This is a genomic window from Hymenobacter lapidiphilus, from assembly GCF_003417065.2.
In the GTDB taxonomy this organism is placed as follows: Bacteria; Bacteroidota; Bacteroidia; order Cytophagales; family Hymenobacteraceae; genus Hymenobacter.
In genome coordinates this window covers 13,123-38,294 of record NZ_QVLT01000039.1, presented here as the reverse complement: position 1 = coordinate 38,294, position 25,172 = coordinate 13,123, and the positions used below count along the sequence as shown (strand labels likewise).

Annotated in this window: 25 protein-coding genes; 3 read left to right on the top strand and 22 right to left on the bottom strand. The window is 60.6% G+C overall.

Annotation, left to right across the window (positions count from 1 at the left end; translation table 11 throughout):
- Positions 1-109: 109 nt before the first annotated feature.
- The 4 genes from D0N36_RS17060 to D0N36_RS17045 form a co-directional block, all read right to left on the bottom strand.
- The gene (locus tag D0N36_RS17060) at positions 110-676 is read right to left on the bottom strand and encodes an SCO family protein (RefSeq protein ID WP_116943031.1); all 567 of its coding nucleotides are present in this window, start codon (positions 674-676) and stop codon (positions 110-112) included.
- A gap of 2 nt (positions 677-678) precedes the next feature.
- On the bottom strand, positions 679-1,458 hold the full coding sequence (locus tag D0N36_RS17055; protein ID WP_200793388.1) for a formylglycine-generating enzyme family protein: 780 nt from the start codon (positions 1,456-1,458) through the stop codon (positions 679-681).
- Positions 1,459-1,498: 40 nt separating this feature from the next.
- Positions 1,499-2,560: a copper-containing nitrite reductase gene (gene nirK, locus D0N36_RS17050; RefSeq protein WP_116943029.1), complete on the bottom strand. Its 1,062-nt coding sequence runs from the start codon at positions 2,558-2,560 to the stop codon at positions 1,499-1,501.
- Positions 2,561-2,698: 138 nt separating this feature from the next.
- Complete coding sequence (locus D0N36_RS17045; RefSeq protein WP_116943028.1) at positions 2,699-3,226, bottom strand: c-type cytochrome; 528 nt, start codon at positions 3,224-3,226, stop codon at positions 2,699-2,701.
- Positions 3,227-3,412: 186 nt separating this feature from the next.
- Between D0N36_RS17045 and D0N36_RS17040 the strand changes: the two genes are divergently transcribed.
- Positions 3,413-4,654: a hypothetical protein gene (locus tag D0N36_RS17040; protein ID WP_147320954.1), complete on the top strand. Its 1,242-nt coding sequence runs from the start codon at positions 3,413-3,415 to the stop codon at positions 4,652-4,654.
- Between the two features lie 53 nt (positions 4,655-4,707).
- On the opposite strand, the gene D0N36_RS17035 is transcribed toward D0N36_RS17040, so the two are convergent.
- The 6 genes from D0N36_RS17035 to D0N36_RS17010 form a co-directional block, all read right to left on the bottom strand.
- Positions 4,708-5,298: a hypothetical protein gene (locus tag D0N36_RS17035; protein WP_147320953.1), complete on the bottom strand. Its 591-nt coding sequence runs from the start codon at positions 5,296-5,298 to the stop codon at positions 4,708-4,710.
- A 114-nt stretch (positions 5,299-5,412) separates the two neighbouring features.
- Positions 5,413-5,898 carry a 1,2-phenylacetyl-CoA epoxidase subunit PaaD gene (paaD, locus tag D0N36_RS17030; protein WP_116943025.1) on the bottom strand — a complete coding sequence of 162 codons (486 nt, stop codon included), beginning with the start codon at positions 5,896-5,898 and terminating at the stop codon, positions 5,413-5,415.
- Positions 5,899-6,052: 154 nt separating this feature from the next.
- Positions 6,053-6,802 carry a 1,2-phenylacetyl-CoA epoxidase subunit PaaC gene (gene paaC / locus D0N36_RS17025; RefSeq protein WP_242478978.1) on the bottom strand — a complete coding sequence of 250 codons (750 nt, stop codon included), beginning with the start codon at positions 6,800-6,802 and terminating at the stop codon, positions 6,053-6,055.
- Positions 6,803-6,818: 16 nt separating this feature from the next.
- The gene (locus tag D0N36_RS17020) at positions 6,819-7,445 is read right to left on the bottom strand and encodes a phenylacetic acid degradation b (protein ID WP_116943024.1); all 627 of its coding nucleotides are present in this window, start codon (positions 7,443-7,445) and stop codon (positions 6,819-6,821) included.
- A 102-nt stretch (positions 7,446-7,547) separates the two neighbouring features.
- Positions 7,548-8,537 (bottom strand): 1,2-phenylacetyl-CoA epoxidase subunit PaaA, encoded by a 990-nt coding sequence (gene paaA, locus D0N36_RS17015; RefSeq protein WP_190242735.1) that lies wholly within the window; start codon positions 8,535-8,537, stop codon positions 7,548-7,550.
- A 158-nt stretch (positions 8,538-8,695) separates the two neighbouring features.
- Positions 8,696-9,283: a TetR/AcrR family transcriptional regulator gene (locus D0N36_RS17010; protein WP_116943023.1), complete on the bottom strand. Its 588-nt coding sequence runs from the start codon at positions 9,281-9,283 to the stop codon at positions 8,696-8,698.
- A gap of 245 nt (positions 9,284-9,528) precedes the next feature.
- Here D0N36_RS17010 and thiL point away from each other — a divergent pair, with 245 nt between their 5' ends.
- Entirely contained in the window at positions 9,529-10,551 is a 1,023-nt protein-coding gene (gene thiL, locus D0N36_RS17005; protein WP_116943022.1) for a thiamine-phosphate kinase, read from the top strand.
- A 123-nt stretch (positions 10,552-10,674) separates the two neighbouring features.
- Here thiL and D0N36_RS17000 read toward each other — a convergent pair whose 3' ends face one another.
- From D0N36_RS17000 to rlmD, 3 genes are all read right to left on the bottom strand, one after another.
- Complete coding sequence (locus D0N36_RS17000; protein ID WP_088463068.1) at positions 10,675-11,049, bottom strand: hypothetical protein; 375 nt, start codon at positions 11,047-11,049, stop codon at positions 10,675-10,677.
- Between the two features lie 129 nt (positions 11,050-11,178).
- Positions 11,179-11,442 (bottom strand): GIY-YIG nuclease family protein, encoded by a 264-nt coding sequence (locus tag D0N36_RS16995; protein WP_116943021.1) that lies wholly within the window; start codon positions 11,440-11,442, stop codon positions 11,179-11,181.
- Positions 11,443-11,498: 56 nt separating this feature from the next.
- Positions 11,499-12,908, bottom strand: coding sequence for a 23S rRNA (uracil(1939)-C(5))-methyltransferase RlmD (gene rlmD / locus D0N36_RS16990; protein ID WP_190242734.1), 1,410 nt, complete (start codon positions 12,906-12,908; stop codon positions 11,499-11,501).
- A gap of 149 nt (positions 12,909-13,057) precedes the next feature.
- Between rlmD and D0N36_RS16985 the strand changes: the two genes are divergently transcribed.
- Positions 13,058-13,864 carry an SDR family oxidoreductase gene (locus D0N36_RS16985; protein WP_190242733.1) on the top strand — a complete coding sequence of 269 codons (807 nt, stop codon included), beginning with the start codon at positions 13,058-13,060 and terminating at the stop codon, positions 13,862-13,864.
- Between the two features lie 26 nt (positions 13,865-13,890).
- On the opposite strand, the gene D0N36_RS16980 is transcribed toward D0N36_RS16985, so the two are convergent.
- From D0N36_RS16980 to pseB, 9 genes are all read right to left on the bottom strand, one after another.
- A complete protein-coding gene (locus tag D0N36_RS16980) occupies positions 13,891-15,360 on the bottom strand; it encodes a lipopolysaccharide biosynthesis protein (RefSeq protein ID WP_116943019.1) in 1,470 nt (489 codons plus the stop codon).
- 86 nt (positions 15,361-15,446) lie between these two features.
- The gene (locus tag D0N36_RS16975) at positions 15,447-16,832 is read right to left on the bottom strand and encodes a DUF7033 domain-containing protein (RefSeq protein WP_116943018.1); all 1,386 of its coding nucleotides are present in this window, start codon (positions 16,830-16,832) and stop codon (positions 15,447-15,449) included.
- Positions 16,833-16,898: 66 nt separating this feature from the next.
- On the bottom strand, positions 16,899-18,263 hold the full coding sequence (locus D0N36_RS16970) for a glycosyltransferase family protein (protein WP_242478977.1): 1,365 nt from the start codon (positions 18,261-18,263) through the stop codon (positions 16,899-16,901).
- Between the two features lie 20 nt (positions 18,264-18,283).
- Positions 18,284-19,324 carry a pseudaminic acid synthase gene (gene pseI / locus D0N36_RS16965; RefSeq protein ID WP_116943017.1) on the bottom strand — a complete coding sequence of 347 codons (1,041 nt, stop codon included), beginning with the start codon at positions 19,322-19,324 and terminating at the stop codon, positions 18,284-18,286.
- 24 nt (positions 19,325-19,348) lie between these two features.
- Entirely contained in the window at positions 19,349-20,059 is a 711-nt protein-coding gene (locus tag D0N36_RS16960; protein WP_116943016.1) for a DUF4328 domain-containing protein, read from the bottom strand.
- A gap of 35 nt (positions 20,060-20,094) precedes the next feature.
- Positions 20,095-21,573, bottom strand: coding sequence for a UDP-2,4-diacetamido-2,4,6-trideoxy-beta-L-altropyranose hydrolase (gene pseG, locus D0N36_RS16955; RefSeq protein WP_116943015.1), 1,479 nt, complete (start codon positions 21,571-21,573; stop codon positions 20,095-20,097).
- Between the two features lie 500 nt (positions 21,574-22,073).
- Positions 22,074-22,799, bottom strand: a complete 726-nt coding sequence (locus D0N36_RS16950) for a cytidylyltransferase domain-containing protein (RefSeq protein ID WP_116943014.1) — start codon at positions 22,797-22,799, stop codon at positions 22,074-22,076.
- Positions 22,796-23,986, bottom strand: coding sequence for a UDP-4-amino-4,6-dideoxy-N-acetyl-beta-L-altrosamine transaminase (gene pseC / locus D0N36_RS16945; protein ID WP_116943013.1), 1,191 nt, complete (start codon positions 23,984-23,986; stop codon positions 22,796-22,798). The genes D0N36_RS16950 and pseC overlap by 4 nt, the downstream gene beginning before the upstream one ends.
- A 152-nt stretch (positions 23,987-24,138) precedes the next feature.
- Positions 24,139-25,158, bottom strand: a complete 1,020-nt coding sequence (gene pseB, locus D0N36_RS16940; RefSeq protein WP_116943012.1) for a UDP-N-acetylglucosamine 4,6-dehydratase (inverting) — start codon at positions 25,156-25,158, stop codon at positions 24,139-24,141.
- Positions 25,159-25,172 lie beyond the last annotated feature (14 nt).

The window sequence follows — 25,172 nt, the reverse complement described above, 5'->3', positions numbered from 1 at the left end:
GCTTCCGACCCCACAGTTCGCTCCAGAATTTAACGCCCGATCAAGTAATGGCAGCCGCTATTACAGTCGAGCTTCAAAACGCCTGAGCCTCTAGTTTTGGGCGGTCCAGCTATTGGGGGGAGGTCAAAACGCCTGAGCCTCTAGTTTTGGGCGGTCCAGCTATTGGGGGGAGGTCAAAGTTACCGTCCTCCGTCTTTTCATATTGCACATTCAGCAGCACCGATAAGGTGCGTACGGCCTCGTCGGAGCCATGGAGCAGCACCCAGTTTTTGCCCAGGTCTTTGTCGGTGGCATACTTTTTCAGTTGCTCGGCCGTGTCGCGGGCTACATCGAAGCTGACCAGCGCATAGTTGATGCGGCCGGCCGAAGCTGCCAGGCTGGCTTCGATGGCTTTCATATCGTCGGTGAGGCGGGGGCAGGCGTAGCCGCAGTTGGTGAAAACAATGGCCAGCACCGTGGGCTTACCGGCCAGCTCCGACAGCAGCAACGGCTTTTTATCCTGGGTTTCAAAAGTGTCGAGGAGCTGGTACACGCTTTCCGCCGGCAGGCCGGCAACCGGGCGGGTGGTTGTGGGAGCAGTCGGCGGAACCAGCGAGGCTTTGGCGGCTTCTTCCTGATGGGAGCTGCAGCCGGCCAGCAGCAGGAAAGAGAGGGCCAGCAGAAGGGTTTGTTTCATGATTAAATGCTTTTGGCGCAGCGGAAGCCCAGGTTTTGAATGCAGAAATTGCCTTTTAAGCTGCCCCGGTAGCCGTAGCGCATGAAGCCGGCGTAGTCGGTTTTGTCTTTCACATTCACGGCCCCGGCGGCGCAAAAGGCCTGTACTTCGTCGGTGGTATTGCCCCGCGAGTCGGTGGAGCCCACGAAGCTGTTGAAGTCGAAGGTCCACTCCCAAATCAGGCCGTGCATATCATACAGGCCGTATTGGTTGAGGTAGGTCGACTTCACCGGCGGCAGCACTTTCGGGTTGGGCCGCTTGTACCAATCCAAGATGTAGTCGGTGAGGGAGTCGAACCGGATGTTGCGCGGTTTGCCGTTGCCGGCTAACTCCCACTCGGCCACGGTGGGCAGGCGCTTGCCTTGCCATCTGGAGTAGGCCTGCGCGGCGAACCACGACACGCTTACCACCGGGGCCTGCAAGAGCTTTGCATCGGCAGGGGCTAGGGTAGTGTCGGTGGCCCAATGGTGGAGGTAGTTTTTGTCGGCGAAAAGCCGGTTTACCCGTGACCGGCGCCAGGCCGGATTTTGCTTCACGAACCCGATAAATTCGGCGTTGGTTACCGCGTACTCGTCGATCCGGAAAGCGGCCACGGGCACAGGCATGGTAGTGGCGGTGCGAAAAAACGGCTCATATACGCCTTTCGCAACGGTATGCATCGGTTTTCCCTTGGCCCGGCCAGGCTGCGCGCCGGCACCGATTGAAGCCGCAAACAGCAGAATCAGAAAGACGAAACGCTTCATGTTTTCCATACCACCAACTGCTTCAACGGGGCAAAACCGCCTACTTGTTCGACTTGAAAACTGCCGGGTTTTCTTCGCCGCTCACTTTAATCTGGGCAATGGCGCCCTTGTTGAACGCCCGGTAGATGGAGTGGTCCACCAGGTTCAGCACGCCGGGCACCTGCAACGACATTTCCACGGTGCTGGAGCCGCCGGCCGGAATGAGCGTGGTCTGCACGTTGTGGTTCACCGCGCTGCCGCCTTCCATGTACACTTTGTCGAATATTTCGCCGATGGCGTGGAACGAGGAAATCAGGTTGGGCCCGCCATTGCCCACAAACAGCCGGACGTTTTCGCCCACGTTGGCCTGCAGCGCGTTTTTGCCGGTGGTGGAGCGCACGCGGCCGTTAAACAGCACGTAATCGGCCTGTTCCTTAATGGCCTTTTCCTCATCGAAGGGCTGCAGACCCTTCTCGTCAAACTTGCCTTTAGTGTAGAAGTCGCCCTGCATCAGGTAAAACTCCCGGTCTACTTTGGGCAGGCCTTCGGCGGGCTCTACCAGAATGAGGCCGTACATGCCGTTGGCGATATGCATGCCCACCGGGCCGGTGGCGCAGTGGTACACAAACAGGCCCGGTTGCAGCACCCGAAACTGGAAGTTGGCACTTTGCCCCGGCGCCACGTTTGTGGCTTCGGCACCACCGCCGGGGCCGTTCACGGCGTGCAGGTCAATGTTATGCACCACCTTGCTATCGGCCGCGTTTTTCAGGGTGAAATCGACCAAGTCGCCGACCCGCACCCGGATGAACTTACCGGGTACTTTGCCGCCGAAGGTCCAGAAGGTGTATTCCGTGTCGTCGGAAATTTTCATCACCTTCTCAATAACCTCCAGCTCCACCATCACCTTTTTGGGCGTATTGTAGGTGAGGGGCTTGGGCACCAGCGGGGCATCGGTGAGCTCGGCCGTTACGGTGCCGGTCAGCGGGGCGTTCAGGTCCACTGCCGCCGTATCGGCGGGCTTGTCTTTACCGGTTTCCTGGCAGGAGAGCAGGAGGGCAGACGTGGAAAGGGCCGTTACCAAAAGTCCGATTCGGACTTGCGAGAATTTAGTCAGGAAGCGCATACGCTGGGTTCTGTAAACTTGAAAGAGGTGCACTATCCGATAGTATTGCCGGCAAACCGGCGCCTGCGTAACACGCTGAAATGCTCCTCCGGCTACTGCGCCTGGCCGGCCGGAAGGGCATTCGGCGGTTGGGGCTGGCTACTTCTTCGCTACCAGCGTGCGCATATATTCCAGCACCTCACGGCCTTCCGTTTCCGAGAGGCCCTGGTTAGGCATGCGCACCATGCACTGTTCCAGGGCTTTCTGGGCTTCCGGATCGGTTTCGAGCATTTTGTCGGTGTGTACTATCATGTTCAGAATCCATTCCGGCGCGCGGGTTTCCGTAATATTCTCCCAACCGGGCCCTACCACGCGGTTGGAACCCATGCTGTGGCACGACTGACATTTCAGCTCTGACAAGGCCTTGCCCTTGGCGGCCATGGCTTTGTCGACGATAGGACTCAGCTTCACCTGGTCGGCGGTGAAGATTCCAGCACTGGCTTCCTCAGTCCCGGCCTTGGCCAGGGTTTTTTTGGCCGCCTCCGATTCGTAGACGCTGCCCGTACTGGTGGTCGTCTCAGTTGGGGTTTCGCTGCCGCCACAGGCGCTGAAGGCGGTAGCGCCCGCGAACAGCGCCGTTGCCAGGACCAGGGAGCGGATGGAGGGGAGGTTGGTTGAAAATGCCATCGGGAAGGGGTTGGGAAAGAGTGAAATGAAATCAGGGAAAAGCCCGGTTTCAGCTCATCAAAGCTATGGTACCCGGTTGGCGCTTTCCATGACGAAAATCAAACCCCTGGCTGACAGAAATCATGTGTCCAGCCTGGAAAGCCAGATAATTTTACATCTGATACCTTCTGACCCACGCTGCCCCGTATGCTTGCACCGCCCGATTCCTGGCCGCCCGCCCGTCGGTGGGTACAGTTGGCCCTTGTTAATCTGGCGGTGGCGGCTTTGCTGGGGGCGCTGATGCGGTACATCTTCCTGTGGGAAGTGCCCGGTGTGGAATACCGCAACATCATGCACTCGCACAGCCACGGGGCCATGCTGGGCTGGGTCTACTTGGTGCTGTTCGCGGGCTATGTGCTGCTGGCTGGTCCTGAACGGCGGGCTTACACCTATCTGTTCTGGGCCACCCAGCTGACCGTAGTGGCCATTTTTGGCCTGTTCGCGGTGCAGGGCTATTCGGTTGCCTCCATTTCGGCTACCTCACTGCACGTGCTGCTCTCGTACGTGTCCGTGGGGCTGCTCTGGCCCGATTTGCGCCGGAAGCTGGATGGCTCAGCCGCGCTGCCCTACCTGCTGGCGGGCCTGGGCAGCATCGTGCTTTCTACGCTGGGGCTGTGGGCGCTGGGAGCCATCATGAGCGCCAAGCCTCCCAACATGACCCTGTTTTACCTGGCCATTCAGTTTTTCCTGCACGGGCAGCTCAACGGGTGGTTTATGTTCGGCACGCTGGGGCTGGTAGTGGCTTACCTCGAAAAGCGGCAGCTACCCCTAAACGTAGCCCGTCTGCGGCAGGCGTTTGTGCTGCTGCTGTGCAGTCTGCTGCCTACTTATGGCCTGGCGGTGGCCTGGGCCGAGCGGCATCCGGCCATTTATGCGGTTACCGCGCTGGGCGTACTGCTACAGTTGCTGGGCGTGGTGCAGTGGCTGCGGGCGGTGTGGCCGGCGCTGCGGCAGCTGATGGCGCCGCTCGCGCCACTATTGCGCGGGCTATGGGCCTTCGGAATTGGCTCGCTGGCCTTCAAAGCCGTGGTACACGCGGCTGTGGCCGTGCCCTACGTGGCCATCATGTCGTTTACGGTGCGCAACTTCGTTATTGGTTTTGTGCACCTGGTTACGCTGGGTGCTACCACGCTCACAGTTTTGGCCCTGTTACATGCGCAAGGACTCATTTCGTTGCGGGGGCGGGCGGCGCGGTTGGGGGCCTGGCTGCTGCTGGCGGGCTTCGTGCTCACGGAGCTGCTGCTGTTTCTGCAGGGGCTGATGCTCTGGCTCGACTGGAGCTTTATCCCGGCTTACCACAGTATCCTGTTTCTGGCAACGCTGCTGCTGCCTGCCGGGGCGCTACTGCTGGCCTTCAGGGCCGCCCGGACCAAGTTGCCGGCTGGTTGAGCCCTGCGCCCATACGCTGGTATTGCAGGTTCGGCTAAGGTTGAACCGAAATGTCAGTTATGCAGCGTGAATAGCGGTAGGGGCTGCAGTTGAGCGTATTTGCTGCCCAACTGCTGAATTTCGGCCTGATGCAGCTGCAGATAGTTGTTGAAGCGCATGGCCGCCTGGTCGTAGCGCGACCGGAAACCCACCAGCTCCGCATCGGCCTCCTGAATTTGGCCGGTCAGCATCAAAACAGGCGTAGCCTCTACATTGGGCGAAGTGGGTAGCGGCACCAGCCCGTATACCGCCTGCAAGAGCGAATCCTGGGCCGAATCGTAGGCGTCAATCAGGCCCGAGTCGGCCATGGTTTGCTGGGTGTAGCGGCGGGTGGGCAGCCGGTCGTTGGCGTACTGCAGGCGGGCCAGCGCGGCGCGGTCGGTGCCCGGCAGGCCGCTTAGCTCGCGCAACAGCTGCTTGGTATCACGCTGCTTGCCGTCATCCGACTGTTGCATCTCGCTCCAGCGGGCCGCCACCGTATCGCGCAGAATATTAAGTTGGACCTTCACGGCCTGGGCCGAAGCCGGGTCGATGGGGGCCGGAGTACGATTGCAGCTGGCCATCAGCAACCCCAGCGCCAGCAATAGCGCGACAAAACGCATCATAAAAAACGAGGAATAAAATCGGATAAGCCCCGAACGAAGATACCGGCGAAATCTTTCCCTCAACCGGAAAAAAGTGCTCCAGCATCCATCAGCGCCCGTACAGTTTACCAACCACTAAATCGGTTTGAATTGCTCAAAGATTTGGCGGCAGTCGTGGCAGTAATGCACGGCGCGGCAGAGCGTGGCGCCGAAGGGCGTGCGCAGTTCCGTGTTGGTGGTGTGGCAGCGCGGGCACTCGGCGTACTCCAGAATATCGAGGTCGAGGAGGCCGCCGTTGAGCTTGGGCGGCGTGGCCAGCCCATGGCGGCGCAGGCCCTCGCGGCCCCGGTCGGTTACCATATCCGATGTCCAGGGGTCGCGGAGGCTGATTTCGGTGGTGACGCGCGGAATGCCGTGGGCCTTGAGGGTCGTTTCCACGTCGCGGCGCATGTAATCCATGGCCGGGCAGCCGGCAAAGGTAGGCGTCAGGCGCACGTACACGCCCCCGTCCTCCTCCACCCGCACCTCCCGAATCACGCCCAGATCCACAAGCGAAATCGTCGGAATTTCAGGGTCGGTGACGGCTTGCAGCCAGTTGAGAATTTGAGCTTCGGTGAGCATGGCGAGCTGATATTGGAGTAAGGTGACCCTCAAAACGGTCATGCTGATCTTGTCGAAGCATCTCTACCTTCGTTGAATTACTATTATAACGAAGCGGTAGAGATGCTTCGGCTGCGCTCAGCATGACAGGTTCTTCAACTTAACGAACCTAATTCTACCAGTCGGCCGTGGGGTCGAGGCGGAACACTTCGGCCATTTCGTCGAGTAGCGGCTGCAGATGCTCAGTGTGCTGGCCGTGGCGGCCGCCGGTTACGGGCGTCAGCAGGCGCAGGTCGGGCAGAACCAGAGACGTTTGGGCCAGCACTTTGCTGATGCTGGCTTCCCAGCGGCGCTGCAACTCCACTTCGCCAATAAACAGACCGCTGCTGATGATTTCGGGTTCGGCTTCCGTTGTTTCGAAGATGCCCAGCGCGTAGGGCAGCGTGAACTCCAGGGCTGCCTGCATCCGCTCAATGGCTTCCTCGGTGGCCGTGCCCAGGCGCTTCACCCAGGTGTTGGCGTGCAATACGTGGTACTTCAGCTCGCCCTTCACCTTGCGGGCTACCAGGGCCAGCGGCTCATACGAGCTGTCGGCCAGCGCCTCGAAGCGCAACAGCTCGGCGTGGTCGAACAGGAAGTGGCGCATCAGGCTGAAATCGTATTCACCGATGGGCAGCTCCGTGAGTTGGCAGCAATGGAACTGGGGTGTGTTGCGGGTGAATGCCACCGTGTCGGGCTCGGCCTCGCCCAGCTCGTGCAGCAGCATGTACAGCTGCAGCGAGTGGCCCAGCTTGTCCTGCGCCATGCTCGAAAAGGCAATATCCTCCTCCAGAATCGGGCCCAGGCCGTTCCATTCGGAGTTGCGGTGACCCAGAATCAGCTGGTCGTCGGCGAGGCGGTAAAGTAGGTCGAGCTTCGGGTTCATATAGTTGATATGCTGATTATCCTTCCTGCTTGAACCGGTCGATGCGGTCCTGCACTTTGTAGGAAATGGCTTCGCGGTACTTCTTATCGGGCGTGGTCGTCCACATGTCGCGGTCGTCGTCGTCGGAGCGCAGCAGGTCGGCACTGCGCACTACCCACACATTCACCACCGGGCGCTGGTCGCCGAAAGAAGCCTTGGCGGCCTGTAACGCCGCTTCGGGCGAGGCGGCCGATACCTGTCCTACATGGGCGTGGGCCTTGCCACGCTTCTTGAGGTGGAAAATATCGTAGGATTCCAGCCCGGAAGCATCGGCCGTGCCTATCTCGTCGGCAGGCAGTAGCGGCAGCCGGTCATACACCGACTGCTGGTCGTCGCCGTACTCGGTTACCTTGATGGCGGAGGTAAGCACCACCCACATGCCCGTGCACGGAAAGCGCCGGCTGAACTGCTCCTTGCCAAATAGAAAGGCCACATCTGCCTCGGGCGCATGCACCGGCCCGACGTATACGTAGGCCGTGTTTTCCTTGCGCTGGTGAAATACTTCGTAGGTCGGAAACTGGTCCAGCGCCGCCTTATCGGGCGGGGGCAGCGCCGAATCGGGCAGTTCCAGCCGGCTTATGCGCGGGTCGAGAGAAAAAAGCATTTTCAGTAATGTGCAAAATGAGGAAGATGCACCGAATGGGAGAAATAGGTTTGTGAACTACCATCACATTTTCCTATTCCTCTCATTTGGTGCATTAATGATCTAAGCCAATGGGCGGACGTAGCGGGCCTGAGGCTGCTGCATGGCCCGGCGCACCCAGGCACCGTTTTCCTCGGCGGCGCGGCGTACGGCAATGCGCTCGGCGTTGCAGGGGCCGTCGCCGTTAATCACGCGCTTGAAGTCTTCCCAATCGGGCTCCGAAAACTCCCACACGCCGTCCTCGTTTTTGTGCAGGTTCGCGTCGGGCAGCGTCAGGCCGATTTCCCAGATTTTGGGCACGTACATATCCAGGAACTGCTGGCGGCAGGCGTCGTTGGTGGCCATCTTCACCTTCCAGCGCATCAGGATTTCGGTATGCGTGCTCATCTTGTCCGAAGGACCGAAGAAGGTCATGATGGCGGGCCACCAGCGGTTGAGGGCCTCCTGCATCATGCGGCGCTGGATGGGCGTGCCGGTAGCCAAGTGCACCACGGCATCGTGGCCATACTTAAGGTGGAAGGCTTCCTCAGCGCAAATCCGGTCGAGGGCCCGGCAATAAGGGCCATAGCTGCCCTTGGCGTTGGCCATCTGGTTTACGATGGCGCCAGCATCAATCAGCCACGAAATCACGTTCGAGTCGGCCCAGGTGGGCGTAGGGTAATTGAAGACGTTGCTGTACTTGCTCTTGCCGTTAATCAGGTCCGACAGCATCTGCTCCCGGGTTTTGCCCAGCGTTTCGGCGGCCGAATACAGTAGCTGAGCGTGGCCTACTTCGTCCTGCACCTTGGCCATCTGGGCCATCTTGCGGCGGAAACCGGGGGCGCGGGTAATCCAGGTGCCCTCGGGCAGCGAACCGATGATTTCGGAGTGCGCGTGCTGCTCAATCATGCGCGTGAGCTGCTTGCGGTAGAGCTGGGGCATCCAGTCGGTAGGCTCGATTTTCTCGCCCCGGGCAATGTGGGCCTCAAACTCGGCCAGCAGAATCGGGTCTTCGTTTTCAAGGCCGGTGGTAGCCTGGTTTGGAATATCGTGGGTAGAAGCGGAACCGTACATGGTGGGAATTTTTAGAGGTGAGACAGGAGTGTTTGGTATCGAGAAAACGTCATTCAGAGTACAGCGAAGAATCTCGCATGAATTCATTAGAACAGTCATTATTCAACGAGTGCGAGCGAGAATCTTCGCTTCGCTCTGAATAACGTTCTCTTACTTTTTTAACAACGCACTTCCAGCCCGAAAAGAAGCTGGTTGGCGAGGCGGTGGGCAATGTCGGGGGGCGTGAGCGAACCGCCGGGGCGGTACCAGGTGGGCAGCCAGTTGAGGGAAGCCAGCAGCGTGAGGGCGGCAAACGCCGGGTCGGGCGCATACAGCTCGCCGGCGGAAGCGCCCTCGGCAATCAGCTCACGAAAACCAGCTTCGTACCGCTCGCGCAGGGCCAGAAACTCGGTGCGGGCCGGTTCGGAGAGGTGCCGCCACTCGTGCAGAAACACGGCCGAAGCAGCCACATCAGTAGTGAGCACCCGCACGTGGCTCTCCACGGCCCGGCGCAGGCGCGGGGCGGCTGGTAGCGCGGTATCAGTGGTAGCCTCATCGAACCCGGCGAAAAACTCATCGGCCAGCCGGAAGCAGATGCGGTGCAGCAGCTCTTCTTTGCTGCGGATGTGCGAGTAGATGCTGCCCGCCTCCATGCCCAGCGCGGCGGCCAACTCGCGCATGCTCGTGGCCGCAAAGCCGCGGGTGCGAAACAGGGCCGTGGCCGTCTGGTCAATCTGGTCTTTGCGTGAAAGCTGGATAGTTTCCATGAAAGGGCGGGTGGGAAGAGCGGAGGAGAGCAGGAGTCAAATGTACGATTCCTAACGTTCGTTAGCAAAGAAAAGTTTGCCATCCTATCCGAACTATCCGCCAAGCAGTCAGGGTTTTGAAATCCGGCCGGTGGCTAACCGCAGTGCACTTCCCCTCACCGCGTACCTTTGTAGCCCCGCCACCCGGCGGCCCTACGCTATTCAAATCAGCGAAATCACGGTTAATCAGCGAAAATCAACGATTTATGACCCCTCTCGATAAAGTAGGCGAGTTCGGCCTGATTGGCCGCATCCAGCAAACCGTAGAACTCACCCAGCCCAGCACCATCCTCGGCATCGGCGACGACGCTGCTATTCTGGCCCCGGCCGCCGGGCAGGAGCTGGTCATTAGCACCGATTTGCTAACCGAAGGCGTGCATTTCGACCTCACGTTCTGCCCGCTCAAACACCTGGGCTATAAGGCCGTGGCCGTCAACGTGTCGGACATTGCCGCCATGAACGCGCTGCCGACCCAGATTGTGGTGGCGGTGAGCATTCCGCCCCGCTTCACCGTGGAAGCCGTGGAGGAACTATTCGAAGGCGTAAAACTGGCCTGCGAAGCCTACAACGTCGATTTAGTGGGTGGCGACACTACCGGCAGCCGCGCCGGCCTCACCATTAGCGTAACGGCCCTGGGCCAAGTGGAAGCTGGCAAAGCCGTGCGCCGCAGCGGGGCCGGCCCCAACGATTTGCTGTGCGTAACCGGCGACCTGGGCGGCGCTTACCTGGGCCTGCAGGTGCTGGAGCGCGAAAAGCAGGTCTGGCAGGCCGACCCTGAATCCCAACCCGAGCTCGACAAGTACCCCTACGTGCTCCAGCGCCAGCTCCGCCCCGAAGCCCGTATGGACGTTATCCACGAGCTGCGCGAGCTGGGCGTGGTGCCCACCAGCATGATTGACGTGTCGGACGGGCTGGCTTCCGAGGTGCTGCACCTCTGCCAGGCCAGCGGTACCGGGGCGCGCATTTTCACCGAGAATCTGCCCATCGCCAACCCCACGCTCGAAGTGGCCGGCGAATTCAACCTCGACCCTATCATGTGCATGCTCAACGGCGGCGAAGACTACGAACTGCTGTTCACTGTCCCGCTCGCCGACCACGCCAAGCTCAAAAACCACCCCGATATCACCATCATCGGCCACATGGTCGAGAAGAGCGAAGGCGCCAACCTCATCACCAAAGCCGGCCAGCCAGTACCGTTGAAAGCCCAGGGGTTTAGCCATTTTGGGTAGTGTCAAGAATGGAACCCTGTCATCCCTGAGCAAAGCGAAGGGCCTTATCACGTACGAGTGCCGTAACAACGGTCTGTTCAAACGTGATAAGGTCTTCGCTTTGCTCAGGATGACACGGCTTTTTTAGTCCTCCGGGTAGGGGATGTAGACGAAGTTGGTGAACTCCTCGTCGAGCACGAAGAGGCAGCAGTACTCGTTCGGCTCGCGGTAGGTTTGCTGGAAGGCCTCGATGCCTTCTTCGCTGATGATGCCCTGCTGCACGAATAGCTCCAGGTAGCTGGCGAAAACGTGCCACTCCAGGTTCAGCTCGTCGGCATTCACGAGCAGGCCGCCCAGCGGCACTTCCTGGCGGGCAAACACGAAAATGGGATACTTCGAAATGTCGCGCTTGCGGATTTGCGACGACGCTTCGCTGAGCGTATCGGAAACGGTGGCGAAATCCTTGGTGATGGTACCGAGGTATTTGCCGTTCAGTTCGGGGTCGTTGGTGTAGTCCATGTGATATGGTATAAATCTGTCATCCTGAGCGAAGCGAAGACCTTATCACATGTAAACGATACGTTCGAGCGTGATAAGGTCCTTCGCTCCGCTTGGGATGACAGACTATGTTCATGTTTCCAGAAAAATCTAATCAGGATTTTCAGTCGCAATCAATACGTCCTTCTTCGCTCGCGTCCAGCCCTTTAATTCCTTCTCACGAGCAATGGCTGCTTTGCTGTCTTGATGCTCTTCAAAGTAAAGCAGATTGTAACAGAAATACTTGCCTGCAAAGGTTTGGGCTGAACCACGATTAGTATAGTGTTGAGCCATCCGACTTGTGAGGTCGTTGGTTATGCCGATGTACAGAACTTTCCTCGCCGGGTTTGTGGTGATGTACACGTAGTAGGACATGACAACGACACGTTAAGGTGTGATAAGGTCTTCGCTCCGCTCAGGATGACAGCTGGCTACCGCAGCTCCAGCAGCACCACGTTCTCCACGTGGTGAGTATGCGGGAACATGTCCACGGGCTGCACTTTCACCACTTGGTACGCCTCGTCCAGTAGCTCCAGGTCGCGGGCCTGGGTGGCGGGGTTGCAGCTGACGTAGACGATGCGGGGGGCGCGCATTTCGAGCAGGCGGGCCACCACGTCGGGGTGCATTCCGGCGCGGGGCGGGTCGGTGATGACGACATCGGGGCGGCCGTGCTTGGCGATGAACTCGGCGTTGAGCACGTCCTTCATGTCGCCGGCGTAGAACTCGGTGTTGGTCGTGCCGTTGATTTCGGAGTTGATGTAGGCATCCTTCACGGCCGACTCCACGTACTCGACGCCCACCACGTGGCGGGCCTGCCGGGCCACGAAGTTGGCGATGGTGCCGGCGCCAGTGTAGAGGTCGTACACCAGCTCCGAACCCGTGAGCTGGGCGAAGTCGCGGGTGATTTTGTAGAGGTTGTAGGCGCCTTCCGAGTTGGTCTGGTAGAACGATTTCGGCCCCACGCGGAAGCGCAGGCCCTCCATCTCTTCGTGGATGTGCGGCTCGCCCCGGTAGCACACCACCTCCAGGTCGTTGAAGGTTTCGTTGCCCTTGTCGTTGAGCACGTAGTTGAGCGAAGTGATTTGCGGGAACCGCTCGGCCAGGAAATCCAGCAGCGGCACCAGCGCGTCGTGGGCGTAGTAGCACTGCAGAATCACCATCAGGTCGCCGGTATTGGCCGTCCGGATAATGAGGTTGCGCAGGAAGCCTTCTTGGGTGACGAGGTTGTTGAAGGGCAAGTCGTGCTCCAGGGCGTAGTCGCGCACCGCCAGTCGGATCTGGTTGCTCGGGTCGGGTTGCAGCCAGCAGTGGTTCACGTCCAGAATCTTATCGAAGCGGCCGGGCGTGTGGAAGCCCAGCACGCGCCGCTCGTAGTCGTGGCCGCTGGCAATCTGCTCGTTGGTCAGCCAGCCGTTGTGGCTGAAGGTGTACTCCAGCTTGTTGCGGTAGTAGGTCTGGTCGGGCGAGGGGGTGATGGGCAGGATTTCGGGCAGCGCCACCTTGCCGATGCGCTGCAGGGTGTCGGCCACCTGCTGGTGTTTGAACTTCAGCTGAGTGTCGTACCCCAAGTGCTGCCATTTGCAGCCCCCGCAGGTACCGAAATGCTCGCAGAACGGCGTCACGCGCAGTTCGGAGTACTTATGGAACTTGGTGGGCACGGCCTCCAGAAAGTTCTTCTTGGACTTGGTCACGCGCAGGTCCACCACGTCGCCGGGCGCTACCTGGGTCACAAAAATGACCAGATTCTCGCGGCGCACCAGGCACTTGCCCTCGGCCACCATGTCGGTAATTTCGACTTCGCGGAGCAGCTCCGCCGGGATGTTTTTAACAGATTTCCTCACCCTGCAAAGCTAATCACTGATTCGCGCTGATTCTTCGCTGATGCAACTGATTTTGTAGTCGGCAGGTGTGAGAAGCTTCCTTTAGGCGTCGATTGCAGGTTGGCGGCGTAATTTGCGGGCAGGTTTATTCCTGCTGACTTCTGCTGATTATGAAAGATAAAGTAGTGCTGATTACGGGCGGTACGTCGGGCATTGGCCGGGCCACGGCCCTGGAGTTTGGGCGGGCGGGCGCTAAAGTGGCCTTTACCGGCCGTAACGAAGCCCGGCTGGCCGAAACTGCCGCTGAAATGGCTGCTTTGGACATTGCCCATCTGGCTATCCGGGCCGATGTGGGCGTAGAGGCCGATTCGGAGCGGGCCGTGGCCGAAACGGTGGCCGCTTTCGGCGGGCTCGACGTGCTCATCAATAACGCCGGCATCAGTATGCGGGCCCTGTTTCGGGATGCTGATTTGGACGTTATCCGGCAGCTGATGCAGACCAACTTTTTCGGCACCGTGTACGCCACCAAGTTTGCGCTGCCCTATGTTACGGCCGCCAAGGGCTCAATTGTGGGCATTAGCAGCATTGCGGGCTACCGGGGGCTGCCGGGGCGCACGGGCTACTCGGCCTCCAAATTTGCCATGCACGGCTTCCTGGAGGCGTTGCGCACCGAGCTGCTGCCCCAGGGCGTGCACGTGCTGCTGGCCTGCCCGGGCTTCACGGCCTCCAACATCCGCAACGTGGCCCTGGCCGCCGACGGCAAAGCCCAAGGCGAGTCGCCCCGCGACGAAGGGGCCATGATGAGCAGCGAAGTAGTGGCCCGGCACCTGCTGGAAGCCGTGCGCCAGCGCCGCCGCGACCTCATCCTCACCAGCCAGGGTAAGCTCACCGTGTGGCTCAACCGCCTGCTCCCCGGCCTGGCCGATAAGCTCGTGCTCAAGCATTTCCGCAAGGAAGAGTCGGACTTCAAGCTGTAGAACGTCCGTTCCGCTACAGCACAGTGCTAGCGCCGCCGCATTTTTTGCAGCAGCGCCACGGCTTCGGGGGCCGCGCCGGTAGCCAGGGCGAGGCCGCCGTACACGGCCGTGATGACGGTGGAGCGCAGCAGCATCGTGAGCAGGGGAGAGGCCAGCGTAGGTGCCAGCCAGCCGGCCAGTCCGGCGGCGGCCGTGATGAGCAGGATGAGCGGAATCTGCCAGGTAAAAGGCTGCATCCGGAAGCTGTGCCACACAAACCAGGTGCGGGCCAAGTTGATGCTGACCTGCGCCGCCACCGCCGCCACGGCCGCGCCCACCATGCCCAAGCGCGGAATCAGCAGCAGGTTCAGCACCACAATCAGCAGCGAAAGCGAGGCGTTGAACACCAGATCGAAACGGTAGCGCGGCGAGGTGACCAGAATGAGGCCGTTGAGACCCGTGATGCCGTCGAAGAGGCGGCTGCCCAGCAGCAGCAGCACCACCAGCGTGCCTTGGGCGTATTCGGCCCGCATGAGCGAGTAGATGAACGGCAGGTTGAGGCCGATGCCCAGCGCCAGCAGGCAGCCGATAAGGGCGTTGAGGCGGGTGGTACGCCGGTAGAAATCGGCCATGCCCACCAGGTTCTGCTCTTTCCAATAGTCGGCCAGCAGCGGGAAGGCAATTTTGTTGAGGGAGCGGGCCGGAATAGCCAGCGCCGTGCTGATGTTGAAGGCAATGGCGTAGATGCCGGCCGCCGCCAGGCTCACCTGCGAGCCCACCATCAGCGTGTCGATATACATAATGATGGAGCCGGAGAGTGAGCTGAGCAGCGTGAAGGCGCCCATGCTGAACAGCTCGCGCACCGGCCGCACCGCCAGTACCGCCCGCCGGGGCCGCCAGTGCAGCTCGTCGATGCGCAGCAGATACCCCGTAAGTAGCAGCACCAGAAGCCCGTTTACGCCAATAAACCAGAGCACGTAGCCGTGAAACGACAGCAGCCCCTGCGCAAACAGCAGCGCCCCGCCCAGAATGAGTAGCCGCAGCAAAATATCCTGCAGAAACGACGAGAAGGCCGTGTGGTAGAGCGCCTTCAGGTAAGCATCTAGTAGCGAGTACAGCAGGGTGAAGAGCGCAAAAACGATTCCCCAGGCGTAGTAGGGGCCCAGCGCCGCGACTTCCGTCTCATAAAAGCCCAGCAGTACCGGCTTGCCCAGCCAGAATAGGACCGCCACCGCCACAAAGCTCAGCAGCGGCACGCCCAGCAGGAAGGGCAGGAAGCCGTGGTGGCCGTTTTCGCGGTTGCGGAAGTAGGGGAAAAACCGGATGCCGACGCTGGCAAACCCAAACGCCGCCACCTGCGCCAGTAGCGTCGAGACCGAGGCCAGCGTAGTGGTAACGCCCAGCTGCCCGGGCTCGAAAAACCGCGGCAGCACCAGCGTGGTGCTCACGAAGCCCAGCGCCAGCCCGAGGTAGGAAATGACGGTGTTGCGCAGCCCCTGCCGCTGAACGATACCCAAAATTTAGAAGTGAGAGGCGAGAAGTGAGAAGTGAAAAATGGAATTTTCGTTCGAATGGCTTGCTGCCGCTAGTCAGAACAAAAGTCTCATCTCTCACCTCTCACCAGCTCATGTCTAAGTAAAATATCCTGACCATTGACGAAGGCCACGTTGCGGCCGCGAAGGTACTCCATGATGGCGCGGAACTGCACGGGGCCGTTGTGCTGATTGGCCGGGTCGAAGTTCTCGTTGTGCCAGAGTACCGTGCAGACGCCCCTGAACCGCTCGATTTCCTGGAACATCGGCGTGAGGGCCGGCAGAATTTCATCGGGGGCCAGCTGCAGGTAGCGGGGGTGGTGGAGGGTGGCGTCCATCACGTTGAGCGGGATTTCGAGGAAGTTGCCGGGTTGTCCGCGTTGGAAGTTGAAAGGATTGAAAGGCAGGCAATAAGAATTACGAAAGCCGTAGTGCTCGGCGAAGCCCAGCGTCGAATCGTAGGTAAAGGCTAGGTCGCCCAGTAATTCGGGCGTGATGCGCGGTTCCCATTGCAGATAATGGAAGCGGATGCCGGGAACATCCGTGGGCTCGCTCCTCATCTTCACCATGGCTTCCTGAGTCAGTTGGTTGAGGTTGGTGGCCGTGCCCAAACTGGCGTGCAATTGAATCTCGGCCCCGGCCGCATTCAGAGCCCCTATATCTGCCCTGACTGAGTTAAGAGAGTAGTCGGCGTTGGGGGTACCGTTGGCCGCTTTGCGGTGCTCGGGCAGAAAGAAGAACGTGCTTTTCGCGCCGTATATGGCCACTGTTTGCTGCACCAGCTCCAGGTTGTCCCAGGCATCCTTTTGGGTGAAGTGCCGCCATAGCTGCCGCCCAAATTCTGGTAGATTACCGCGCCGCAACGCTGCTTTGGCCGGTTGCTTCCAGGCGTTGCGCAGGTTGTCGATATCGTGGGTGATGAAGGAGGCCCAGGCCGCTCCACCGGCCCAGCGGCGCGGGTGCAACGTCTGGCCGGTTACGTGCTCGACGGCCGTTTTTAGGATATCGAAGTAGTAGTTGACCACTGGCACGGCCACGAAGCCGTAGCGGGCCTGCACGCTGGCCGCGTACGGGAAACGCCCGTGCTGGTCGCGTTCCGCCGAGAAGAACTCCTGCCAGCCGCTAAGCAGGTAAAAGGCGGCCGAAATGATATCAGTGTTGATACGCGCTCGGCTGGCTGGCAGCAGTTCCAGTAGCGGCAGTTGGCGGTTATCATCGAAGAAGAACGGCAGCCGCTGCTCATTCCATTCGCGCCAGTGCGGCTCAGAAGGGTAAGGGGCAGCGGCGGCAAAAAAGCCGTGCGCAACTGCCGCAACCTCAATCTGTGGCTGAATAGCCGAGTAGCCAATGCGAACTGCCGGCACATCCACATACGCCGCCCAAAAATGCTGCAGCACGTAGGTCAGTCGTACTTCGGCGGTAAGGGTGGTAATAGCGGGCAGCGGCGGAGGAACCATATCGCAAAGTAAAACAGAACAGCTCCGCGCGCCTCTGCGCATGCCTCCGCGCGCCTCTACGGGAAACTACACCCGCGCCGTTGGGGCCGTTTCTGCCAGCCACTCCCGCAGCACCTGCGCCGCCCGCTGCTGGCTGCGGCCCTCTTCGGGAGTGCCCAGTGTGGCGTTGTAATAACTGGCCCGCTGGTACAAATCAGCTGGCTTTGACAGCTGCATCTGCCGCAGCCAGACGCCCAGAGCCGGCAGCGTGTCAGCCCGCTCTATCAAGCCGTGGGCCACGTAGCCATAGTAATCGTCGGCTATGCCGTGGGTGCCGAAGCGGAAATAAACGCTGGCCAAATTGAGCAGCGTGGCCTCCAGGTGGGTGCTGGTGTCAGCGGCTAGCAGCGCATCGTGCTCACTTAAAAACTCGAATACGTTTTGCTGGCGGGCATCGGAAAACTGCAGCGCCGGGTGCCGGGCGGCCAGAAACGAGAAGTCGCGGGTGTCGCCGGGGTGGGGGCGGAAGGTGAAGGTGAGGTCGGGAAATTCGGCCAGCAAGTAGTCGAGGGCGGCGGTGATGGCGGCGGTATCGTCGAGGGTGTTGCAGGCCAGCGCCACCCGGCGCACGGCGGGCGCACGGTTGCGGCGGGCCAGGAAGGCATCGGCCTTAGGCATGCCTACCAGCGCCACCTGGCCGGCTACGGAGCCGCACTGGCGGTATTTGTCCAGCGCATCCTGCCCTTCTAGCAAGCTCAATCCAAAGCCCAGTGGTGGAAAGCTGGTGCTCACGGTGGCGTGCTGCACGTAGGCGGTAGGCCCGCCCTCGGCCTGGCAGGCCAGCAGCAGGGCCCGGGCGTCGTCGTTGTGGTCGTTGGCAAACACCACGGCCCGGGGCCGGTAGTGGCGCAATGCCCGCCGGTACACCTCGTAGTAGCCGACGGCGTTGAAAATCAAATCGAAGAACCGCCCGGCCCGTTCGCCTTCGGTGCGCTGCAGAGCCCGGTACACGCCCGGCAACTGCCCATAGTACAGCAGCTTGCGCCGCAGCGAAAGACGGTTAACTGCCCCGTTGTAACGGCCAATCTGTTTGCTTTGGCCGGCCACCAGCACGGCGTCGGGCAGGGCCTCGCGCAGAAACTGCAGCGAGTCGTAGTTGTTCTGGCTCACCACGTACAGCCACACCTTGCCGTGCAGGTCTTCGGGGTTGCGCACCTTCCGAAACACGTTGCCCACCAGCCGCAGCCCCGCGTAGCCGGCCACTTTCAGCAGCCGTTTCCAGGGGCTGGCCGGCGAAATGGGCTCCAGCGCGTGGGCGGGCAGCGAGGCAAACAGGTCAGTAAAGCGCAGCTGCAAAATGTCGCGCAGGCGGGTTACCTCACCCCCCCGGCTCCCCTCTCCGCCGGAGAGGGGGGAGCCTGACGATTCGGACGGTAGCGGGGGATGGGACATTAAAGAGGAATGGAACTGGATTACAACGCCTCCCAGGTCAGCGGGGTACCGGCTTGCAGGGCCTGGCGGGCGGGCTTGCCGAGGATCTGGTCGAAGTAGCGAGGGGGCAGGCCGTCGCCGGGGCGCACTACGCGCAGGTTGTCTTTCGTGAAAACCTCACCAGCGGCTATATCCTGGGCCACGTACAACGAGCGTTTGTAGAGGCGACTTTTCTCCTCGGCCCGCTGTACGCCGTACTGCACCTGACCCAGCGCCTGCCAGGCCCGCTCGGTTTCGGTTACGAGCTGGGCCACTTCCTCGGGCTCCAGCGAGAAGGCCGAATCCACCCCGCCATCGGCGCGGCGCAGGGTTACGTGCTTCTCGATAACGCAGGCGCCGAGGGCCACGGCGGCTACCGAGGCGCCGATGCCCATCGTGTGGTCGGAGAGGCCCACCAGCGTGTCGGGGAAGAGCTGCTGGAAGTGGGGCAGCGTGCGCAGGTTGGTGTTGAGGGGCGTGGCGGGGTAGGTGCTGGTGCACTTGAGCAGCACCAACTCACGGCAGCCGGCTTCGCGCAGCACCTGCACGGCCTCGGCTACTTCGGCCAGCGTGCTGGCCCCGGTGCTCATTATCACGGGTTTGTCGGTGGCGGCCACCCGGCGCAGCAGCGGCCAGTCGGTGTTTTCGAAGGAGGCAATCTTGTAGGCCGGCACGTCGAGCGTTTCCAGAAAATCGACGGCCGTCTCATCAAACGGCGAGCTGAAAGCCAGCATACCGTGCTGCCGGGCGCGCTCGAACAGCGGCTGGTGCCACTCCCAGGGCGTATGCGCCTCCTGATACAGCTCGTGCAGCTCGCGGCCGTACCAGAGCGAGGCAGGGTCGTCGATGCGGTAGGCCCCGGGCAGGGTCATGGTATCGGCGGTGTAGGTCTGGAGCTTGATGGCGTGCGCCCCGGCGGCAGCCATGGCATCCACGATGGCCAGGCCGCGCTGCAAATCCTGGTTGTGGTTGCCGCTGAGCTCGGCAATGATGAACGGCGGCTGGTCGGGGCCCACGAGGCGGGAGCCAAAGGAGATGGTCATGGGGCAAAAATACGCAGCCCGCCGCTAGCCGTAGTGTTCCTCCTCGGTGGGCAGTAATGATATCGGTTCCGGAGCTGGCCCGCCCAGGCTTTGCAGCTGCGCCCGGCCTTGCCAATGCTGCTCGGCTTGGTGCACGTAGCCGATAACCAGAATGCTGAGGGCGGCAGAGGCAATATCAGCCACATCGGAAAACACGCTGAACGGCATGGCACCCAAAAGTTGCGGCATCGTTTCGGCCTTTTTCATCGCCGTATTGGCCATCGAGTTGCCGAAAACATGCACCAGATATGCCACCCACCACCAGCGTAGCACCGTGCGCGAATCGGTGGCCGCCGAGGTGGTGGCTCCTGTATCGTACCAGATTTCCTTCATGATGGAGTAGGGCCGAAATAGATTCAGCACCGGAATAAACCAGCTACCCACCGCCCAGCCATCCGTGTGGTCGGGGCGTCGGCCAATCTTCCACAGGTTGTAATAAGCCCGCCGGAACCATTGTAGAAAAAACACGATGGCAAGAATATGCACTGGGATTTGTAGCAGTGTCACCCCGGCCTGCAGGAGGATAACCAGCTGCCCAAAGCCATACGGCTCTTCCACTGGGTAATCGGCTGGCAGGCTCATAAACAGGATGTTGGCTGCCAGGCTGGCCGCGCCAAAGGCAATAATCAATTTGAACAGCAGGCGGCTTCGGTAAGCCCGTTGGGCATTATCGCGTGGCGAAATAGTAGCAGTCACAGTAGCGGAATAGAGGCCTAAGAATGGAGCTGATTTCAGCCCGTGCCCAGCCAGACAAACGTAAGCGAATCAGCCGGATTTATAGTGCCCTTCTGCTGAAAACCGGCCCGCTCGAAGGCATGAACCGAGGCGGCGTTAGCAGCCTGCACATGGCCCAGTACCCGGCGCACCCGCGGGAATTGCGCCAGCAGCCGCCGCGTGCCGGCCAGCAGCAGCAGCGGCGCCAGCCCCCGGCCCCGGAAATCGGCATCGAGCAGGTAGCTGAGCGTGGCCGTTTCAGCTTCTACCGTAAACCGGATGAGCCCCGCCGGGCGACCCGTGGCAGCGTCTTGAGCCAGTAGCAGCAGGGCGTGGTCGTCAGCCAGCCGAGCTGCAAACCACCGCTCATGGTCGGCCTCGGCCACTGGTTCGGGGTTGAAGGAGAATCGACGCACGGCCGGTTCGTTGGCCCAGGCCAGCAGCTGAGCCGAGTCGGCGGGGGTGGCGGGGCGCAGGGCGAAGGGCGGCGGGGGCCGCCGCAGGGCCTGAAACTCCTGACGCAAGCGTACGGGGGCTTGGCCGTCGAACACCCGGTGTTGGGCCTTTTGCAGCTGGGAAGCCAACCGGCCCGCTTCGGAGGAAGTGAGGATGTTGGCCGCCGCCGTGAAGGGCCGGGCCAGCCCGGCCCCGCGCAGGTAGTGGTCGAGGTCGTGCTGATTGTCGGCGGTAGGTAGCAGCAGCAGCAGGCCGCCGCCGGCCGCGCAGTATTCGTAGCTCACGGTGCTGGCCGAGCATACGGCCGCGCCGCACTCACGCATCAGGGCGGCCAGCTCCGGGGCGGCTAGGTGGCGGTGCAGCGTGAGATTCGGCTGGTCGGTGGCCCAGGCGTGCAAGGCCTCCCAGCCCTGATAGGCCCCTCCCACCACCGCGTGTACCCGGCGCAAGCCCGGCAGCGCCAGCAGCCCGGCGGCCACGCGGCGGGTCTGGTGGGTGGGGTCGGCCCCGCCCAGGCACACGAATACTACGGCTGGGTCGGGCTCCGCCGCGTCATTTTCGGCTGGCTCGTGCTGGAAAGCGGCCCGCAGCGGTGCGTAAGCGGGCCCGTTGAGCAGGCGGGCTCCCGGCTGGCGCAGCTCGTAATCAGCAGTAGTAAGGCCGCCAGCGGGATTGAGTACCAAGTCGGCGGCCAGCGGGTAGGCGTGCAAATCGTCGAGGTACACCAGCCGGTGCACGGCCCCGCGCACGGTATTCTGGTAGTCGTAGCGGAAATCGTAGCCGTCGAGCACCAGCACGTCGTCGGGCCGGAGCAGGCGGGCGGCCAAGTCGGCGGCTTCCTCGGGCAGCGGGCGGGCGGGTAGAGCCTGCACCAGCAGGCCGGCGGCCGTGAGCTGCTGCGTAAGGGCCGCATCGGGCTCCCGAATCAGGAACAGCTGCTCCGGAAAATCGGCCCGCAGGATTTCGGCCAGCGCCAGCAGCCGCATCACGTGGCCCAGGCCAATGCAGGCGTTTCCATCGGCACGGAGTAGGAGGCGCATAAATCTAAGCGCTATGCTTAATGTTACTGGATTTTAACTTTAGCAATGTCCCGATAACGATTGATGTAATTGAATACGCAATCATTGTATCTTGGCTCATGCTTCCTCCTATTGAAATCATTGTGAGGCAAATCCCAACAACTGAAATTAAAATCAAGATAATTTTAGTTGAAATAAGATCATTATTATAATCTGGCAAGTGGTTGAAGTAGATAAAATAAACTATAGATGTGGGAATTGAAAAGATAAAGCCGAATAGTAGAAAGAGTAAGTACATAGATATAGAGTCAAATAATTGGTTAGGAGTTTCTTTTAATAATATGTCAATGAATATTAACAGTAAGGGGCTTATTAGAATCACTAACAACCAATGAAATATAGGATAGCTTCTGCGCATAAAAATCTAAATGTAAAGAGTGTGAACATATTAATAAGTTTGAATTTATTAGTATGTATACATAGCTATTGTCTGCAATATAACAGGATGCGAAATATTTCAACTACAGCTTCTTCTGCTCAATATGAGCATTTATAGCTACTAACTCCGGGTGCCTGTCAAGTAAGTCAATCAGCTCCTCAGTCGCTAAAGTATCAGCTTGATGCTCTTCTATCAGCCGGCGAATCAGCTCAAAATCCTCGGCCGTATCGACGGTGATGCGGTAGTTGCTGCGGTTGGTGGGGCGGGTTACGTGGGCGAAGTCCACCCGGCCCGAGCGGTTCTGGTGGATGTAGGGCGTGACGTGCTCCCGGTCGGCAGCGGTGGTAGCGTGTTGATAGGCTTTCTCCAGCAGTTCCCGCGAGAAGACCTCGAAATCGAAACCCCGCGGATAGGTGCGCACCAGCACGTTGGAGAGGTAGAGGCGCGGGTTGTCGGCCGCCAGATACTCCTGCACGGCTTGCGCAATCAGCCCATCATCCAGCAGCGGGCAGTCGGAGGTTACGCGCACGATAACGTCCAGCTCGTGCGCGGCGGCGCACTGCTGGTAGCGGGCCAGTACGTCGTCTTCGGGGCCGCGGGTAACGGGCAAGCTGTGGGCCGCCGCGAAATCGGCCAGCGGGTCGTCGGTGGCGTTGGTGGTGATGGCCAGATAAACAGGTAGTCCGCTGGCTTGCAGCCGCTCGATATGGTACGCCAGCAGCGGCCGGCCGCCAATCGGCTGCAGCACTTTGCCCGGCAGCCGGGTGCTGGTCATGCGGGCCTGCGAAATGATGCCAACCTTTTTCACGCCGGTTCCTGCTGCGAAATGAACTCCCGAATGCAGTCAATCACATAATGTTGCTCCTCATCGGTGAGGCTGGGGAACAGCGGGATGCTGAGGCAGTGGGCGTAGTAGGCTTCGGCCTGCGGAAAGTCGCCTTCCAACCAACCCAGACTTTGGTAGTAGGGCATCCGATGTACCGGAATGTAGTGTACCTGCGCAAAAATCTGCTTTTCGCGCAACGCATCGTACAGGCCTCGGCGGTCGGCTACCTGAATCACATACAAGTGGTAGGCGTGGCCCGGTGCGCCGGCCAGGGGCCGAACGGCGGGTAGTTCGGCGAAAGCTGCATCGTAGCGGGCGGCCAGCGTACGGCGGCGCGCCATGCCCTCGTCGGCGCGCTGCAGCTGGCTGATGCCCAGGGCGCACAGCATGTCGGGCAGGCGGTAGTTATAGCCTAGCTCCTGCATCTCCATGTACCAGCCGCCTTCATCGGGGCGGCTGAGTTGTTTGGCTTCTTTGGTGATGCCGTGGGTGCGCAGGCGCAGCAAGTGCTCGTACAGGTCGCGGCGGTTGGTGGTAATCATGCCGCCCTCGCCGGTGGCAATGTGCTTCACGGGGTGGAAGCTGAAGATGGCCAGATCGGCGAACTGGCCGTTGCCGCAGTTCTGGGCCTGGCCCTGGCTATCCACGAACGACCCGCCAGGCGCGTGGCAGCTGTCTTCGAGCAGCCAGAGGCCGAACTCGTCGCAAAGCTGGCGGGCCTGCTCCAAGTTCACCGGCAGGCCCGCGAAATCTACCGGAATCAGCCCGTGGAAATAGCCTTTGGGGTGGCTTTCGAGCAGCTGGCGCACGGCTGCCAGGTCGATGAGCGCGGTGGCGGGGTCGATATCAACGAAATGCACCTCGCCGCCGCAGTAGCGTACGCAGTTGGCCGAGGCAGCAAATGTGATGGGCGTGGTGATAACGCGTTGGCCGGGCTGCACGCCTAGCGCCAGCGCGCATAGGTGCAGCGCCGCCGTACCATTGCTCACCGCCACTGCGTATTCAGCCCCCACGTAAGCCGCAAATTTTTCTTCAAACTCCGCCACCAGCGGCCCCTGGGTGAGATAGTCGGAGCGCAGGGCAGCCAGCACGGCCTGTTCATCATCGGCGGTGATGTGCTGACGGCCGTAGGCAATGGGGCGGGTTGGCTGGAAATGGGAGGCGTTCATAAACCCAAAAGTATGGCGGCGGGCTGGTTGTTTAGAAGTCGCTTTTCAACGGGTTTTTCTCGCAGAAGCGAAGAGAGGATAAAAGGAAATCCTCTCTTCGCTTCTGCACATTCCTGCATGAGCCTCCGCGAGAAAACGCTATCAGACCTTCCCTACACTACAAAATCCGCGTCCACGTGCAGGCGGATTTCCTCGCGGATTTGCTCGGCCGAGAGCCAGTCGGTGTTGTTGCTGGAGTCGTAATGGAAGCCGGGCTCGGTGCGGCGGCCGTGGAAGTGGGCGATGAACTCGTCCACATCCCAGCGCGGGGTGAAGGGCAGAATGACGTAATATTTGTCGAGCTCGACGGTGCTCAGGGCGTCGGTTTCGGTAATCATTTCCTCGTGCAGCTTCTCGCCGGGCCGGATGCCCACGACTTCCTGCCGGCAGTTGGGGCCGATGGCTTCGGCCACTTCCGTGATTTTATAGCTCGGAATTTTGGGTACAAAAATCTCGCCGCCCCAGCTGTTTTCCAGCGCATACAGCACCAAGTCCACGCCCTCATCGAGCGAGATGTGGAAGCGCGTCATGTCGGGGTGGGTGATCGGCAGTACACCCGACGCACGGCGCTGCAGGAAAAATGGTACCACTGAGCCCCGCGAGCCGATTACGTTGCCGTAGCGCACCACCGAAAAGCGCAAATCGCGCGAGCCCTTCATGTTGTTGGCGGCCACAAACAGCTTGTCGGAGCAGAGCTTGGTGGCGCCGTAGAGGTTAATTGGCGCGGCGGCCTTGTCGGTGCTCAGGGCCACCACGTCGGTTATGCCGCAGTCGAGGGCCGCGTTAATCACATTCTCGGCCCCGAAAATATTGGTTTTAATGCACTCCATCGGGTTGTACTCGGCGGCGGGCACCTGCTTGAGGGCGGCGGCGTGCACAATGATGTCGATACCCTCGCAGGCCCGCTTGAGCCGCTCGCCGTCGCGCACATCGCCGATGAAGTAGCGGATAGCCGGAAACTCGGAATGCGGAAACAGCTGCGACATCTCGTACTGCTTGAGCTCATCGCGCGAGTACACCACCAGCCGTTTCACCTGCGGATAGAGCCGGAACACGGTTTCGACGAACTGCTTGCCGAACGAACCGGTGCCGCCGGTTACCAGAATGGATTTATGGTTGAGGTCGAGGGCCATGAGAAAGGTAATGA

Excerpts from the sequence above, each read along its gene's own strand:
- D0N36_RS17060 (WP_116943031.1), bottom strand. The coding sequence starts at position 676 with ATGAAACAAACCCTTCTGCTGGCCCTCTCTTTCCTGCTGCTGGCCGGC.
- D0N36_RS17055 (WP_200793388.1), bottom strand. The coding sequence starts at position 1,458 with ATGAAGCGTTTCGTCTTTCTGATTCTGCTGTTTGCGGCTTCAATCGGT.
- nirK (WP_116943029.1), bottom strand. The coding sequence starts at position 2,560 with ATGCGCTTCCTGACTAAATTCTCGCAAGTCCGAATCGGACTTTTGGTA.
- D0N36_RS17045 (WP_116943028.1), bottom strand. The coding sequence starts at position 3,226 with ATGGCATTTTCAACCAACCTCCCCTCCATCCGCTCCCTGGTCCTGGCA.
- D0N36_RS17040 (WP_147320954.1), top strand. The coding sequence starts at position 3,413 with ATGCTTGCACCGCCCGATTCCTGGCCGCCCGCCCGTCGGTGGGTACAG.
- D0N36_RS17035 (WP_147320953.1), bottom strand. The coding sequence starts at position 5,298 with ATGATGCGTTTTGTCGCGCTATTGCTGGCGCTGGGGTTGCTGATGGCC.
- paaD (WP_116943025.1), bottom strand. The coding sequence starts at position 5,898 with ATGCTCACCGAAGCTCAAATTCTCAACTGGCTGCAAGCCGTCACCGAC.
- paaC (WP_242478978.1), bottom strand. The coding sequence starts at position 6,802 with ATGAACCCGAAGCTCGACCTACTTTACCGCCTCGCCGACGACCAGCTG.
- D0N36_RS17020 (WP_116943024.1), bottom strand. The coding sequence starts at position 7,445 with ATGCTTTTTTCTCTCGACCCGCGCATAAGCCGGCTGGAACTGCCCGAT.
- paaA (WP_190242735.1), bottom strand. The coding sequence starts at position 8,537 with ATGTACGGTTCCGCTTCTACCCACGATATTCCAAACCAGGCTACCACC.
- D0N36_RS17010 (WP_116943023.1), bottom strand. The coding sequence starts at position 9,283 with ATGGAAACTATCCAGCTTTCACGCAAAGACCAGATTGACCAGACGGCC.
- thiL (WP_116943022.1), top strand. The coding sequence starts at position 9,529 with ATGACCCCTCTCGATAAAGTAGGCGAGTTCGGCCTGATTGGCCGCATC.
- D0N36_RS17000 (WP_088463068.1), bottom strand. The coding sequence starts at position 11,049 with ATGGACTACACCAACGACCCCGAACTGAACGGCAAATACCTCGGTACC.
- D0N36_RS16995 (WP_116943021.1), bottom strand. The coding sequence starts at position 11,442 with ATGTCCTACTACGTGTACATCACCACAAACCCGGCGAGGAAAGTTCTG.
- D0N36_RS16985 (WP_190242733.1), top strand. The coding sequence starts at position 13,058 with ATGAAAGATAAAGTAGTGCTGATTACGGGCGGTACGTCGGGCATTGGC.
- D0N36_RS16975 (WP_116943018.1), bottom strand. The coding sequence starts at position 16,832 with ATGGTTCCTCCGCCGCTGCCCGCTATTACCACCCTTACCGCCGAAGTA.
- D0N36_RS16970 (WP_242478977.1), bottom strand. The coding sequence starts at position 18,263 with ATGTCCCATCCCCCGCTACCGTCCGAATCGTCAGGCTCCCCCCTCTCC.
- pseI (WP_116943017.1), bottom strand. The coding sequence starts at position 19,324 with ATGACCATCTCCTTTGGCTCCCGCCTCGTGGGCCCCGACCAGCCGCCG.
- pseG (WP_116943015.1), bottom strand. The coding sequence starts at position 21,573 with ATGCGCCTCCTACTCCGTGCCGATGGAAACGCCTGCATTGGCCTGGGC.
- pseC (WP_116943013.1), bottom strand. The coding sequence starts at position 23,986 with ATGAACGCCTCCCATTTCCAGCCAACCCGCCCCATTGCCTACGGCCGT.
- pseB (WP_116943012.1), bottom strand. The coding sequence starts at position 25,158 with ATGGCCCTCGACCTCAACCATAAATCCATTCTGGTAACCGGCGGCACC.